General features: G+C 41.5%; 9 protein-coding genes. 2 read left to right on the top strand and 7 right to left on the bottom strand.

Features of this window, described 5'->3' with window-relative positions; genetic code table 11:
• The 6 genes from AACX68_RS05480 to AACX68_RS05455 form a co-directional block, all read right to left on the bottom strand.
• The coding region (locus AACX68_RS05480) for a 2-phosphosulfolactate phosphatase (RefSeq protein WP_228858530.1) at positions 1-800 on the bottom strand (800 nt) is incomplete at its 3' end.
• Positions 801-1,022: 222 nt separating this feature from the next.
• On the bottom strand, positions 1,023-1,523 hold the full coding sequence (locus AACX68_RS05475) for a cupin domain-containing protein (protein WP_228858529.1): 501 nt from the start codon (positions 1,521-1,523) through the stop codon (positions 1,023-1,025).
• Positions 1,524-1,616: 93 nt separating this feature from the next.
• Positions 1,617-2,882 carry a hypothetical protein gene (locus AACX68_RS05470; RefSeq protein ID WP_228858528.1) on the bottom strand — a complete coding sequence of 422 codons (1,266 nt, stop codon included), beginning with the start codon at positions 2,880-2,882 and terminating at the stop codon, positions 1,617-1,619.
• Positions 2,883-2,896: 14 nt separating this feature from the next.
• A complete protein-coding gene (locus AACX68_RS05465; protein ID WP_228858527.1) occupies positions 2,897-9,238 on the bottom strand; it encodes an AAA domain-containing protein in 6,342 nt (2,113 codons plus the stop codon).
• Positions 9,239-9,256: 18 nt separating this feature from the next.
• A complete protein-coding gene (locus tag AACX68_RS05460; protein WP_228858526.1) occupies positions 9,257-9,886 on the bottom strand; it encodes a 4Fe-4S single cluster domain-containing protein in 630 nt (209 codons plus the stop codon).
• The gene (locus AACX68_RS05455; RefSeq protein WP_228858525.1) at positions 9,886-11,739 is read right to left on the bottom strand and encodes an AAA family ATPase; all 1,854 of its coding nucleotides are present in this window, start codon (positions 11,737-11,739) and stop codon (positions 9,886-9,888) included. The genes AACX68_RS05460 and AACX68_RS05455 overlap by 1 nt, the downstream gene beginning before the upstream one ends.
• Positions 11,740-12,056: 317 nt before the next feature.
• Here AACX68_RS05455 and AACX68_RS05450 point away from each other — a divergent pair, with 317 nt between their 5' ends.
• Positions 12,057-13,187 carry an alpha/beta fold hydrolase gene (locus AACX68_RS05450; protein WP_228858524.1) on the top strand — a complete coding sequence of 377 codons (1,131 nt, stop codon included), beginning with the start codon at positions 12,057-12,059 and terminating at the stop codon, positions 13,185-13,187.
• Between the two features lie 472 nt (positions 13,188-13,659).
• Here the strand turns inward: AACX68_RS05450 and AACX68_RS05445 are convergent, their stop codons facing one another.
• Positions 13,660-14,859 (bottom strand): MFS transporter, encoded by a 1,200-nt coding sequence (locus AACX68_RS05445; protein WP_228858523.1) that lies wholly within the window; start codon positions 14,857-14,859, stop codon positions 13,660-13,662.
• Between the two features lie 117 nt (positions 14,860-14,976).
• Here AACX68_RS05445 and AACX68_RS05440 point away from each other — a divergent pair, with 117 nt between their 5' ends.
• On the top strand, positions 14,977-15,588 hold the full coding sequence (locus tag AACX68_RS05440; protein WP_228858522.1) for a TetR/AcrR family transcriptional regulator: 612 nt from the start codon (positions 14,977-14,979) through the stop codon (positions 15,586-15,588).
• Positions 15,589-15,590: the final 2 nt, after the last annotated feature.

Raw genomic sequence — 15,590 nt, 5'->3', positions numbered from 1 at the left:
CAGCTCAGTAGCCAGGGCTTGTAACTGTTTCTCGTCCATCTTTTCACCTGTTTTAGTTGATAAATTAAACATATCAAAAACAGGCAATTACACAAATTTAGAAACAGGGTCTTTACACTCACATCAATCTCAAGGCATAGATTAACATCAGTTTCAAACCCTCTTTCCTTCAGCTCAAGTGCAGATGAACAGTTATAAAGTGATGCTAAACCATGCTGCTGTTGTTGTTTATAGACAGCAACGGCAGCGTATGCTTCAGGGGATAATTTACGATCGCCAAGAGACGCAATAATTCCACCAGCAGCAACATAGTCTTCAATAGAAAAACGGATACTCCCATCAGGCCAACGCTCTCCGCTCGGGATAACGAGAATACGCTTAAAATCCTCACAAGCTCTTGCACACGCAGTTATGTTTCTGAAGCAACCGCTAAAAACCGTCACACCATAATCTTTTGCTTTGAATGAAATTGATGAACCATTAGGTGATGGTAGAACCAGTTTAGTACCTTCAGGAATTGCCTGAAGAGAAGCTGGTGAAAGGCTGAATTGACTGTCAGCACATTTTCTGTTGAAGCTGGCAGACAGTGCCCCTAAATTTCTCGCATATTGAATAGCTGTCTCGTCTTTCCACGAGTAAGGATAAACATAAGCATTATTATCACTCGCTATACTGACACAGGTTGAGAAAGACATAACATCAACAATAACCACACAATCAACATATTGCGCCAGATTTTCAGCGGCGTGTAATCCCCATTCCAGACGTACTTCAAATTGACTCTGACAATACCAGCTCATATGTTTTCCTAAAGTTTATAAGATTATCAATAATCAGGTAGTCGTATACTTCCAATATGGAGGTGTTCAAAATTTATCGAGAAAGACATCCGCATATGTTCGTATGGGACGCATTGCCGTTAATGAAAGCGTAACCTTTCACGGTTGATAAGTAAGGTGTATATATGTGCCATGGGGACCGGATTCTCCATGGCGATGATTAACCTTACTACTACAGATTTTTTATGGCTCATTCTCCCAATAATCAACACACTCGCTCATAAAATTCATGGCACGGAATTTCTTCATCCCATCTACATCAGATTTGGCTAAGTATTTATTTGAATCGGGGTATTCGCAGATTTCGGGGCTTTCCATTGTACTGATGGAAACATAACGCAGCATTTCATTGGATGTATTAATAATATGATGCGGATACTTATCTCCCGGAGGGATGCAGATAACATCTCCTTCTTTTATCGGTATCATGTCACCAGCAATACGAAGTGTTCCAGAACCTTTGATAACAATGAACATTTCTTCTTGTGAATAATGAAAGTGATATGGCACCGCGCGTTTTCCGGGAGGAACGCAGTCAACAGAAGCACCCAGTTTAGAAGCCTGAGTCCCCTCTGTGAGAGAGCCTCCATGAGATGCATACAATGGAGAACGTTCAAAATTATCCAGCTCAATTTCATTTATATTTCTAATTATAAAATCTTTCTTTGGATTATTATCTGTCACTCGCTTTTCTCCGAAATATAGCTACATTACTATTCTCTTTTACTGTTTATTTAAGGTAGGTTGATTAACGTAACATGTTGCATTTATGAGTTATTACTTCTGATGCATTTTCGTCTTCTTCCTATGGTTCACTACACGCTGTTGTCGGCTAACATTATGCGGTTCTCTGACTTTCATTTTCCCACTACCGGGAGGTAATGCTCTATCAATAGTCAGTTCCGCACCTGCTTTTGTCAGGTTTTCTTGTAGTTGATGGTGTTGCTGACACCAGATAGCATCGATATCCTGATCACGTGTAGTATCTCTTTCTTCTGAAAATGCGACTGTCCTGACCTGAAAACGAGTACTTTCTTCACCACCAGCACCAAGTTCTAAACCATAATCCGGTGTTAACGGATGCGAGATAACCACCTGACCATCAGTTAACCATGCATTAACCTCATTTTCATTTATCTGATACCCCAGCTCGCGTAACCCTGCCAGAACAACATTACGACGTTCAGCTGCGGTAATACGTTGTTCTATCCGAATAATGGCATCATTTACCAATGCAAGATGATCTGTTATTTCAGCAAGTGAACCTTGCTGTACTAGATTGCCTGCTTCACGAGCAATAATCACGGCCTCTTCATCTTCCAGACTTTCCAGTTCAGCAATAGTGACAGCCAGTTGAACGCGAAGGTTCTGCAAATGTTGTATCTGTCTGATTTCGGTTGCCAGTTCAAAAATCAGGGAATCGGTTTTGAGTTGTTTTTGCGCTTTATCATTGAGTAATAAAATCTTCTGGTATTGGGTCTGATATAGTGAAAGATCCTGCTGGTTATCAAGAATACCCAATCTAATTATCATAGCTTCTATCTGCTCAAACTGAGCTGTTGTTTGAGCAGATATTGGTGCCTGATAAAGTGAATCACTCGTTGACTCTGTATCATTCTGCAATGAATGAATTAATGCCATATCTAATGACGGTTGACTGTCCGGTAATTTATCGTCAAGAAGGTCAGTTACAAATTTCAGATTCTTACTACGATGATAACTTGTCCGTACTTCCTTCTCCTGTTCTTCCAGTAATTCAGCCTCAAGTAGAGCTATTTCACCCTGAATATCCTGCGTAAATTTCTCAATATTATTTTGCAAATTATCCATTTCATTGGGTGACAGAGTAGTACCCTTTTCCATCCGCATACTTAATGACTGAAATACCTGAGAAAATGGTTTATTTCGTGCCTCATCAATATGGGAAAGTGACTGACTGATTTGCTCCAAGCGTTGATAATATTTCTTTAATCGAGCAAGTGAACGCTGACAAGCAATAAAGTGTTGTTTTCTGACCTTTATTCTGTGCAAAGATGAACTCATAACAATACCTATCGTTATTTATAAATATTCATATGCTGGGCTGAGAAAGCCTGTGTAATTGCTGTAACCAATTTCCGTTGTGCTATATCCGGCTGATGGAACCATTCCACAATAGAGATACGGTAGCAGGCCGGTACAACGTTCTTTAATACGGTTGGACGCCATACTTCCCGCGCCCTTGCCTGTTGTAATAACGAGTGATTCGGCATATCACATTCCAGACCAATGATATATTTTCCACTTTGTGTATCTTCAATAATGCAATCAAAATAGAACACTCCGGCTTGCTGCACGTTAGCTATTTGCCATCCTTGATTCTGTACAAAATCTATTACGGACTGCACAAAGCCATCACTCATCTGGTTGTGGTCATTAAATCCTGTATCAGTAAGACACATTTTATTAAGTAATGCCTGATTTTGTTCATTTTGTCCGATAGACAAGTTACGGGAGAAAATTAGATATCCCTGCAAGAAATCCCGGGGGATTTCAGGTTTGCGATAGGTTGCAAACAAATCGGATATTTCATCCAGTGGCATAGATGAGAAAATAACCACTTGTTTTCTGGCTCGGGTAATTGCCACATTTAGCCTGCGTTCACCACCTGTTTGTCCTAATACACCAAAATTACGCCGAAAAGTACCTTGTTTATTACGCCCAAATGTTGTGGAAAATAAAATCACATCCCTCTCATCGCCCTGTACGTTTTCAACATTTTTCACAAACAGAGACATATCTTCACCCTGTTCCTGCCGTTGCATTTCCTGTATATAAGCCTGACAAAAATCTGTATCTGTTTCAGTCAGCTCTATCAGTAACTGATGTATTAACTGGGCTTGTTTTTGATTAAAGGTGACAATTCCGACAGACGGTCGGCTTTCAGATGGTATCCGCCATATTTCAGCCAGACGTATTATGATGGCTTTTGCTTCTTCAGGATTGGTCTGATTATGGTATGTTCCATTGACCATCTCCAGTGACAGCGGTTTTATCTTGCTGAGCACTGTTTCTGAATGTTGTGCCGGAATATTCAGGCGTTTTTCATAAAAAGCATGGTTGGAGAAATTAATTAAATCGCGGTAAGCAGAACGATAATGGATGTCGAGTGTATAAACCGGTAGTACAGTTCGTGCCAGATGCAATAAATCCGGGCACTCAACAAGTTGTCGATAATCCCATTTGTTATCACTCTTTTCCTGCTGCTGTTCTGGAGAATCATTGTCCTCCCCGTCTTCCAGATCATTATTTATTGAACCACTAAAAAAACTGGAAGGCGGCATCTGTTTATCATCGCCACTAACTATCATTTGCTTACTACGATACAGCGTTGGTAGCGCATACTCTATCGGCATTTGTGATGCCTCATCATAAATAACCGTATCAAAAAAACCGGGTCTGAGTGGTAAAATCTGGCTGGCAATATCCGGAGTCATCAGCCATATCGGGCGAAGACGCATCAAACCAAGTGCTTCTCCCTCTTCGATAAACTCTCGTAATCTTCTGGCTCGTTTTCCGGTTAAGCGGGTAATTTCTTCCCACACACTTCGTGGACTGATTTGCTGATACTCTAGCCCTTTATTGAGTGACTCACGGTTTAGCGTCTGAAACTCTGCTAATTCTTTTTCCAGTTGCTGTGAGTTGTTATTCAGAACATCAGCCTCAGTAGATAAAACCGGCGTTCTGCTCTCAAATAATGTTTTCAGGGCCAGGTAATAGTGGTGTTTAAGTGTTTGTTCAATTTTATGACGGAGCTCTGTGTCGCTGAACTGAGAAAATGCCTCAACATGAGGGTGTAAGAGCGCGAAAATCTCCCGATGAATTTCACCGAAATCAGCAGAAAGTACACTGTATTCCAGATAAGGTTTTAATGTCGGCAAGGCAGCCTCTAACGCAATAAGATAGTGATTAATGGATGCTTGGTGTTCAATCGCGCTGGAAAAGCATTGTTGTGTCTGACTGGTCAGATATGGTTCCAACAAACCAAGAGCATGACGACTTTTTTCCTTTGTCTGAGCACGTGTAATTGCGGCTTCAATCTCAGAACTCTGCTGTAAAAAACCGAGCTGCTCTCGATCACATATCGCACCGAATAAATGAACAGGTTGCGGATAATTAACCACCCATTGCGCCAATTCAGCAATCTGACGAAGAGTTTCAGTTGTATTTATCGACTGCTGAAGTAATAAAAAGATATCAGAATCAGAAAGCGCTTCTAATTCAAGTTGTAGATGTAACTGGTTCAGTTCATCACGAATAAGGCGCTTAGCCTGTTCAGCCTTAATGGAATGATAAAGTGCAATATACTGTGCCGGATTATTTTCAATCCCATTAGTGGCAGTAAATAAGTTAAGTTTGCGCTGACGGACATAATAAAACGGATTCAGGTGCAACCAGAATGAAGTCATTTCTCTCTCTTTTAGCGCCAGTGACAACTGCATCAGCAGCTGGCTTTCACTTTGTGCCAAAAGATTAAAGAAACGAGGGTCGCACAATGAGATATCTATCTGCTGTAGCTGCGCTATCAGAACTTCCAACTGACTAATAATCTGCTGGCCACGTAACCGCGGTCCTTTTTCATCGCAAAATAACGGCAGCCAGCGGGAAAACTGCTGCCACTTCAGAGCGGATAACAAAGAGAAAGCTGTTTTACAGGCATCCAAGGCAGCCTGATGATCAGCTAGTTTATCAATGGTTATCTGTGTATGAGGGAGTGTCAGTGTTTGTTCTCGTGCCGTTTCGGTCTGTATAAATCCGGCTAAAACCCGGTTAAATTGCTGAAGGCTATGCTCATCCGAAGAGAAATAACATAATTGTGAAAATGGACTGTTTTCATAATTTGCAGCCAGCCAGAGCGGAGCAGCTTGAACGATATCATCAATAATTTTAGCTATTTCAATTGGCTCTGATGAACGGAAACACAGCCGTAGTTTTGGTAAAAGCTGCGGTAAATCGAGAGAAACTGATGCTTTATCATGCCTATCGCGCAAGGCAATCAGGGATGCCAACAATTGACGATAAGAACATTCTGCTGCCTCATGATGCTGGTACAATCCGTTGTAATAGTTATCTAACTGAGTTTCATGTGTATTTATACTTTTAGCAATAAGACCGCGTTTATACTCCCAGTTTGTTATTTGATCGCCGGTTTTCTTTAGCATAAACAGAGAATCTATCTGTTCACGTACTGATTGAATAACATCACGCCCTTTCTGCGCCTGACGTACATACACAATACGATTAATTAGGCCGCAGGCTATCAAACGTTTATACACGACTTCCAACGCTGCTGGTTTCTGACAAATCACCAGTACCGTTTTCTGTTGACCGATAGTATCCGCAATCAAATTTACGATAGTCTGACTTTTCCCCGTTCCCGGTGGTCCTTCAACCAATAACCCTCTGTTCTGCCGCGCTGCCGATATAACGGCTTCCTGTGAGGGATCTGTTGCACTAACAAAATAACGTTCTGCTGCTTTCAGTGGAAAAGGTTCTGATATTTCAGCCTCCACCAGCCCCAATGCTTTTTCCAGCGCTGTGTTCTCAATCGGCAATCCGGCTATTTGTTGTAGATCTTCACCGATGGCCTGTCCGATAAACGACGCATGGAACAAAACAGCTGAGCAACATAATGATGCACTGTTTTCCGCTATTTCCGCATCTGATGGTAGTGCGGATAAGTCCCTTACTGATACCGGCATGATAGTAGAGAGCTTCTCCATGATCCCATCAACGGTCAAACCAGCATATCCGATCAACTGTTCTAAAATTGTCTGCCACTCTTTTACCGGCGGAATATCATTCAGACTGGCTAATGCCGGATTGAGTTTGACTGCTCCACGTTCATTATCAAACTGTAAACGGGCAATACCTCGCATTCCGGTATTCATGACTAAATTAACAGGCCAGAGAAACAACGGTGCTATACGGGGCTTCATTTGTGACGGTCGGGTATGAATAAGTAGGAAAGGAAATCCCATATACATGCCGTTTATACCCGTGTCACGATGGTATAACTCGCTTTTCATCTGCAATATCCGCAACCTGTCGTTAACTTTAGGCATTTGCAGTAAAGTTTGGCTATCGATTGCGATAGTATTTTTAGGGCGGTTAATTAGATGCTGTAACAAATCCAGAGCACTTTTTTTAACGCCATTCAGTTCTGTCATATCAACCCGACCTGCCGATGGAGTCAGGCGCATACGAACCAAATTACCCCGTTGAGTACTTGCAGTGATTTTCCGGGTAAAAAACTGCATGACATGCTGAATGTAACGCTGTTTTTCTGGCACAAACCATTGTTCTGCCGGAACAGCCAGCATCACAATAACTTGCTCAAGTGACAAACGCTGAGTCAATAAAAACTGCTCAGTCCAATCGTCAATGTCCGTAATCCCGCACCGACAAAAATCACCGATTCGTTCTTTTACCTGCTGATAGAGTGTTAAGCGGGGTAACTGTAATAACGCATCTGCCTGTATACGATCAAACGTACTAATATGGTAACGCTTCGCAAGTTTAGCGGCCTGATCCAGTAGTGTCTGACGTGCAATAAACTGACCAATATCAGCACTCAATAATAGAATGAGGTCTTCGTCCTTTAAATTTTGCTGATCAATCAGGGTTCGTAAACCACTGTGGTGTGTATCGGGGAATAACTGATAGTGTGTCCGCCAGCGGGTAATTAGCTGACTATGAGAGGTAGTAAGCAGATAAACTCTCAATGAATTTTCATTCAGGCTGATTTCCAGCTTCTCTGCCCGGCCGTAAACCTGCTGTTGACGATAGTTAAGTTGTACCAGCCAGTGTTCAGGCTCAATTTGGCGTAACAACTGTGACAGCGGATCATTAATTAATCTGTAGCCAATATCTGCATGTTCTAATAACCAAGAGGGCGTAATTATCTCACCACAGTAAATAAACGGTATACCCGGATTTAGTACTTTTAAAGTCAACGTCAGACGAAAATTATCATCAATATCCTGAGTATCAAGGAAAAGACGCAGCTGTGTACGAATTGATTCATAATGACTCATTCCAGCAAGCCATGAAATGAGTTCTCCGCGTAATAATAGGGATAATGCCTCATTCCATTGCATCACCTCTGCCGCTTTCAGAGCAAACTGAGCAGGCTGATTATATTCCTGACCGGCCAGAATAATTTGTTGTCCGTGCTGCGGTATTTGCTGATTTATCTCAACAGGGGCAGCCATAGGCCGACCATCCAGCCATGCAGACACCTCAGGCCATTGCCAACGTTGTGTGCGATCGCGGGCTAATAATCCGAGCAAAAGAATACGAATATTTTCATCCAGATCATCAGGAATAGTGATCCCATGTGCCATTACTTGAATTAAAAAGGCATTAGTATGAACTTGCTCAAAACAGCGCCCATGAGTGATTTGTTCGAGCAGAATAATACCCATGCTCCACCAGTCGGAAGCGGCAGACACTCCACCAGCTAAGGTTTCCGGTGCACTGTATCGGCTGATATCCAACGGTGAAACAATATCAAGCTCGAATTCGGACAAACAGGCTGAACCAAACTCTATAACTACAATATCCAATGGCGAACGCTGGCGGATCATAAGATGGGAAGGCTTAAGATTACGATGACGTAAACCACGCTCCGAAAAGGCATTCAGCGCCTGCCCTATTTCCAGAATAAGTTGAGGGATTTCTTCCTGTTGCCATGTATTTCCCAGCGCAATAAAATCTTCCAGAGAACCACCGGGAATATATTCTGTCACATGCCATGACCTGTCGTATTGGCGACCGGTTTCCAGTAACTCCGGAACATGATTATTTGGTAAAAGCCGGTACACATCATAGACAGACAGTTCTGGTTCTTCTCCCTGCTGATAAAGTGTTAAAACTCCCTGTCTACTCGTTTCCTGATGAGTTACATGATAACGCTCACGGAAATTACCCTTATTATTTATTCGTTCACCTATCAACCAGTTTCCGACAGAAATCAGGTTATGTGGCGTTGGTTCTGTAAATACTGATTCTATTGGTGCTTCTGCTGATAAAAAAAGAGCGCTCTGATCAGCATTGTCTTCCACAGAGAATTCTGCTGCATCCCCACCACATTGCAGGCAAATAAGATCATCCTCTTCCATTGGGTGACCGTTCACACAAACGTAAACATGCTCCTGAAGCCTTACCTCTGTAGGTATTGTTGCTACATCAGTGGATATTGCTGTTGACTCTGGTAATTGTGGACGCCAGCCTGATTTATGGATAGGTTCAGCAGATAAGTCCCATCCACATGACTGTGTACTGATATATCCTTCACAGAAAATTTCGGTCAGGGGACGCTCTGTCTTACAATGGGGGCAAAAACGCATCATTACCATAACATACCTGTTGTTATTCTATTTTTTAATCTGTGTTACCTGATGATCCCCTTGGATAAGCAGATCTCTGAATCGTTCCATATCTCCTTTTTCCGGAATACCGGCAATAAATACCCGGCCTTGAGCATCCAAAGAGAGATCCAAAACTTTATCTGTTTTTTCTAATGGCAGATGATAAGAGTGATAAAGCTGCCGGCCTAATGGCGTTAAAAGATGCAATTCCTGATTGTCACTGCCACGCAAACGCAAAGCCTGTGTTGCTTCCTGCCGATAAGGACCAGAAACCAACACATCAATTAAGCCGACCATAATCTGCAACTTTGTTTTTAATATGCGGTATTCGTAGCCACTGAAAACCAGAACATCGCCAGAAAAGTGACGGCGTAACGATTTTAATAACGTATAAAGTGCCTCTGGCTGATCAAAGGGTTCACCACCGGAAATGGTAATGCCATCTGCTTTTGTCAGCCAAGGAGTAAGCTGTGTCATCAGAGTGTTAATCGCTATGCGTTGTTGCGTAGGTCGCCATGTATCCGGAGACATACATCCTTTACAACGAATGCTACACCCTTGTGTCCAGATCCCGATACGTTTTCCCGGACCGAGAGAAGTCACAGGAAAATGCAGGCGCGATAAACTAATCTCCATCAGACTGATTCCTTAACTGGTACCAGTTGTACTGTTGTTATTTCACCTGTTTCGCCTAATGCTATCTGTTCGATACAAAAAGATTTATTCGCGCATTCATTCAGGTCAAAGACCGCCCTTGATAACGGATTGATAAGGTGGATTTCAAGCTGATTACGAATACCTCTTCCGCCGTTAGATAAATCTGCCAGACAACGGGATTTAAGGATGGTTATTACGGTATCCGCAATTGTGATGAACAAGCCTTGTTTTTCCAGATCGCGCAGAATGTTGCTGACCATTTGGTTAAAAATCTGCTCTGCCACATCCGGTCGGATAAAGTCAAAAACAATAATATTTTCACCAATACGGTTGAGCAATTCTGGGCGGTTTAGTACCAATTTGAAGTGACGTTCGATTTCCCGTTTTATATTTTGTTGTACAGTGTCAAACGGTTCATCTGGAGTGGTGTTAGCAATCCGTTCCCCTTCATTATTCAGTCGATAAATGCCAAGGTTTGAGGTGAAGATAATTAATGACTCAGAAAAATAGACACGATCACCACGGCCTGATGTCAGAACACCATCATCAATAATCTGTAAAAATTTATCCATTAATTGTGGATGTGCTTTTTCAATCTCATCGAACAGTACAACGCTGAACGGTTTTTCCCGAATCGCATTAGTCAGTTCACCGCCCGTGTTATATCCCACATAACCTGGAGGAGCTCCGATAAGGCGCTGATCGGCATGTTCAGCACTGAATTCAGACATATCAAAACGGATATAAGCACTTTCATCACCAAACAATAATTGAGTTACTGTTTTTGCCAGCTCAGTTTTACCGACACCAGTAGGGCCTGCAAGAAACAATACTCCACGAGGGCGCCCACTTTTACTACTACCAACACCAGTTACTGCACGCTTAATAATATCCAGTAAATGTGTGACTGCATGGTGTTGACCTTTTACACGCTTTTGTATGATGTCATATGCATTACGGATTTTATTTTTATCAATTTTTTGCCACGGATCTTCCGTAATACCCACTTTATAACGTCTGACCGCATCGCTGATACGTGTGACCGGAACTTTCTCAAACCGGGCAAGTTGTATGATGGCAGTTAAATCGAGTAGTAGCAGACCTTCTGTTTCATCAATAAAATCACTTAATAAAACGGTATATTCATTATGCGATATTTGGTCAAAATCCGGTAAAGAACGTAATAAAGTCGGTGCCAGCGCTCGGCGCATTTGCCCGTCAGGTTTGGCGACCGGAATATGGCGTATTCGAGGATTGTTAATCAGAAACCAATCCGGTAAATCAGTCTCCTTTTCAACTATCCAGAAAATAGTATTAAAAAATGGCTGTCGCTGGAGGCCTGCCGGACGGGCTTTTGCCTGATGAGAAAGAACTAAGGCACGGGTAAACAAGTGATGTTCAATAGCAGCAAGATTTTCACGCTGAGAAATCAGACAGGAAGCAAAATCCACGCATAATGCAATGGGTTCATCTGGGTACTCTACCCATTTCTCCAGTACACTATTTAGTAAATCAATTCCACCAGGAATACTATTCGTATTTATCGGTAATCCCATGCGTTGTAATAATACTTTTCCCTGATCTTCAGACCGGGATGAATGATTGATTAACGTAAATCCTGACAGAGGATTAAACGTCATGATATGGGTATAGCCCATATCAAATAGTGTATTTTGTAACACTTGTTCCAGCCCCAGTGGAGTCATAACCTCTGGAGCAATTTCATACGCCTGAAGATCTCTGACATTACCAGATAAAATAAACTGACTTTTCAAAGGTAAAAAACGTTGTAGATCTCGTAACCAACGTGCTTTCTGGAAAGCATTTTCCATGAAGCTCTCTCTTTTTTATTCTCATATAAAAATAATGAATAAGTTTACCGTATATAGATAAAAAAATGCCAGATTAGACGATTAAACATATAGTTATTTCTATCCTCCTTCTCAAAAAGAACAATAAAATTAATAGAGGCAATATCAAACAAATACTATTTAGATTGATATTTTTAATAATATAAAAAAGTCTAACATTAGTTTCAGTGGATACTATTAATAAATGATTTATTTTTTAGTTGATACATTTTAGTGTCTATATTTCACAGAATGAAAATTAGGATATAATATTGGTTAGATGACAATAGGAGGAAGATATGACTGAGTCATTGCAAAAAACCAAGCTAAATAAGACTGAACATGATGTACTGGAAATATGTCGTGAAGTGCTACTTGTTGAATCAATGGATATTTATGATGATTTTTTCAGTCTTGGGGCAGATTCTATTTCTTTAGTTGAAATACAAATCTTTATTGAGGATAAGCTAGGAAAAAAAATAGACTGGAGCGATGTTCTAAGATTCAGGAATGTTCAATCACTCTCTGCTTTTATTGATTCCAGTTTTCGCATTCCGCCTCATGACAGAAGGGAAATCACATGGAACGGAGTAAAATATGCTTTTCGGGTTATTGGTGACATCAGTGATCCCCAAATAGTCCCCACATGTATTATTGTTGGTGGTTTTCAGGATATGTACTCCTTACCTCACCTAGAATACCTCCTCAAAGAAGACAGCCCTCTCATCTTTGTTGACCTGCCAGGGACGGGGTCTGCTGACGATATTCCCCCAAATCAAAATTTTGAGTTTCTGGCGGAATGCACACGACACCTTTTAGATACTTTGTCTTTACAAACAATAAATCTCATCGGTATTTCATACGGCGGAGCGACAGCGCTTGAGTTTACGTACAAATGGCCTGAGAGAGTTAATAAAACAGCATTTATTGGCACTGCACTCACCCAGCCACTTCATATTCAAGATAAGCTAGATACAGCATTAAAGGCGCTGACCGAAGGGAATTATGAAGAATTTACAGAAAATACCATTGCAAGTATTCTTTGCCTTGATCCGGATGTCAACATACTAGGCAGAGAAACAACATATAAACTTGTTAAGAAAACATTACTGGAATCAACACGTCATCATGCAGAAAGATATAAGTATCTCCAAAAACGCCTTTTAAACCAAAGAGAATATGAGAAAGCAAACGGCTTTAACAAAGCCACTTTATTCATAACGGGTGAATTCGATATCATCACTCCACCAGAAATTATTAAACGTTGTGCCTCTATTTTTCCTAACTCTATATTTACGACAATAAAAAAATCAGACCATCTTGTCATGATAGAACGGCCTGATGTGCTGACTGATATTCTTATTCAATTCTTTAATGGAACATCACCAATCCAAAACAGTAATTTAAACGATATTGAGTTTATCAGTTAATACTCTATCAATATTACTCCGACTTCAGGATATCTAAAACTCCCCTTAGCAAATCTGAAATACCTTGCACTTCATATACAAGGTATTTCAGGTTAATAACAAAAACGCCTTTGTCGCCATGATTTAAACAGATAAGCATTTCATCTACAGATAAGTGGAGTTTGCTAAGGTGAGTGATATTTGAAGAAATCGGGGCGAAAAATCATGATAACAATGTCATTATGCAGTAATAGATTGATTAGCACGTTATTTTTTGCATTAACAATCAATCCTGTGCTTGCCTTTGCCGGAACTCCAATTAGCACCGGAGAGCGTAATCTACCCACATTTTATAATTGGTCAGGGAAAAGCTCCACGAGCATAGAGTAATCATCACTGTATGTTTCCATGCTCATATACAAAAAGATCTGCGGTTAAAATAGGAAAGCAGATCTTAATGAAGGAGGTACCAAAAATACGCTATCTTTTGCGCTTATTGGAGCCTACGACTGCTGGGGAAGCCATATTTTTTAGACTTCCAGCCTAAAGTTAATCCAGCTAATAACAATAGACAGATCACCCAGGGGAATGAAGATACTCCACGGGTTTCCAGCAGAACTCCTCCCATGATACCGCCACCAGCGATGGCAATATTCCATACTGTCACAACCATAGATTGCGCTATATCGGCACCATCCCCTGCGGCGTCAGCAGAAGCTGTTTGCAATAATGTCGCTGCACCACCAAAGGTTAATCCCCAGACAGCAACTCCCAGATAAATGACTGAAGGGATATTACCACCAAAACCAAGCATAACGGCAGTTAAGGTGAATATGCTAAGGCTAAGTAACACCAGTATTCGCAGATAGTTATCAACCAATAACCCGATGATCCAGATACCCAGTAAAGCTGCTATCCCAAATATCAGGAGAATGAAATCAACACGTTCCGATAATCCGGCGGGTACAAGAAAAGGTGAGATATAGGTATAAAGAATGTTATGTGCCAACATCCAGAAAAAAATGACAAGCAACACCGGACGAACACCCGCTGTGGTAAAAACTCTGTAAACAGGAACACGCCGCTCTGCACTTTGCCCAGAAAAATCAGGTACCTTAAGTATGACCCATATCGCCAGTATTAGTGTCAGGCCAGACATAATCGCAAAGGTTCCTTTCCAGCCAACCAGATTACCCGCCCAAGTCCCGACCGGAACCCCCAGAGATAATGCAATTGGTGTTCCCACCATTGCCACGGCCATTGCCCGGCCCTGCAATGAAACTGGTACCATCAGTCGTGCATAACCGGCTAAAAACCCCCACGCAAGACCCGCTGCAACTCCAGCCAGAAAACGTACAGTTAACGTCAGAAAATAATTTGAGGATAATGCAGTAATCGTATTAAAAATCAAAAAACCAACAATCGCGCAGAGTAGAACGGGTCGTCTCCGATAACCGCGTACTGCGGCGACAAGAGGAATTGCTGCTAATAATGACCCTAGAGCATAAAGAGTGACTAACTGACCCGCTAACGCTTCTGAAACGCCAAGATCCAAGCTAATTTGAGGTAGTAACCCTGCGGGTAGTGTCTCCGTCAAAATAGCAATAAAGCCCGTCATTGCCAGCCCTAATAACCCGGAAATAGGAAGACGTTTAGTTGTCGTTACTGATAATACAGACGTTTTTTCATGCATTTAAATGATCCTTTTAATATATGTATCGATCGATATAAAAGTAGAGATAACAAGGCTACCTTGTCAAGGACTTTTATATCGATTAGTATTTAAGTAGACTTTAATGAGGAAATAATGATGGCTAAAATGGGGCGTCCACGTCGTTTTGATCGAGATGTAGCGGTCAATCAGGCGATGTTTCTGTTTTGGGAACACGGCTATGAATCAACGTCTCTGAGTCAGCTAAAAGCTGGAATGGGTGGCATTTCTGCTCCCAGTTTCTATGCTGCCTTTGGCTCCAAAGAGGCACTATTTAAAGAAGTAGTAACCCGTTATCTGGATACATATGGTCAGGTAACCGCAAGCCTTTGGGATCATAATATGCCCCCCAAAGACGCGGTTGAAATGGCACTACGTCACTCAGCGAGAATGCAAACAGAATACGATCACCCCTCGGGTTGTTTACTCGTATTGTCAGCTAGTGTTTGCTCACCAGAGCATGAACATATCCAAAAACTGCTGGCAGATATCAGAGAAGAAACGCGGAAAGGTTTTGCTTCGTGTATACAGCGCGCCATAGATAACGGTGAGTTAGCAAGCGAAAGTGATCCTTCAGCAATGGCGGCGATGTTCAATGGTCTTCTGTTAGGATTTTCAACTTTAGCCAGAGATGATGTTTCGCTGGAGGTTCTTGAATCATCCATTACGCAAATAATGAAAATTTGGGATCTCAAAGCCAATCATTGTTGAAT

Source organism: Xenorhabdus sp. PB61.4 (genome assembly GCF_963894935.1).
GTDB classification, from domain to species: domain Bacteria; phylum Pseudomonadota; class Gammaproteobacteria; order Enterobacterales; family Enterobacteriaceae; genus Xenorhabdus; species Xenorhabdus stockiae.
This window is presented reverse-complemented; position numbering and strand designations above follow the sequence as displayed.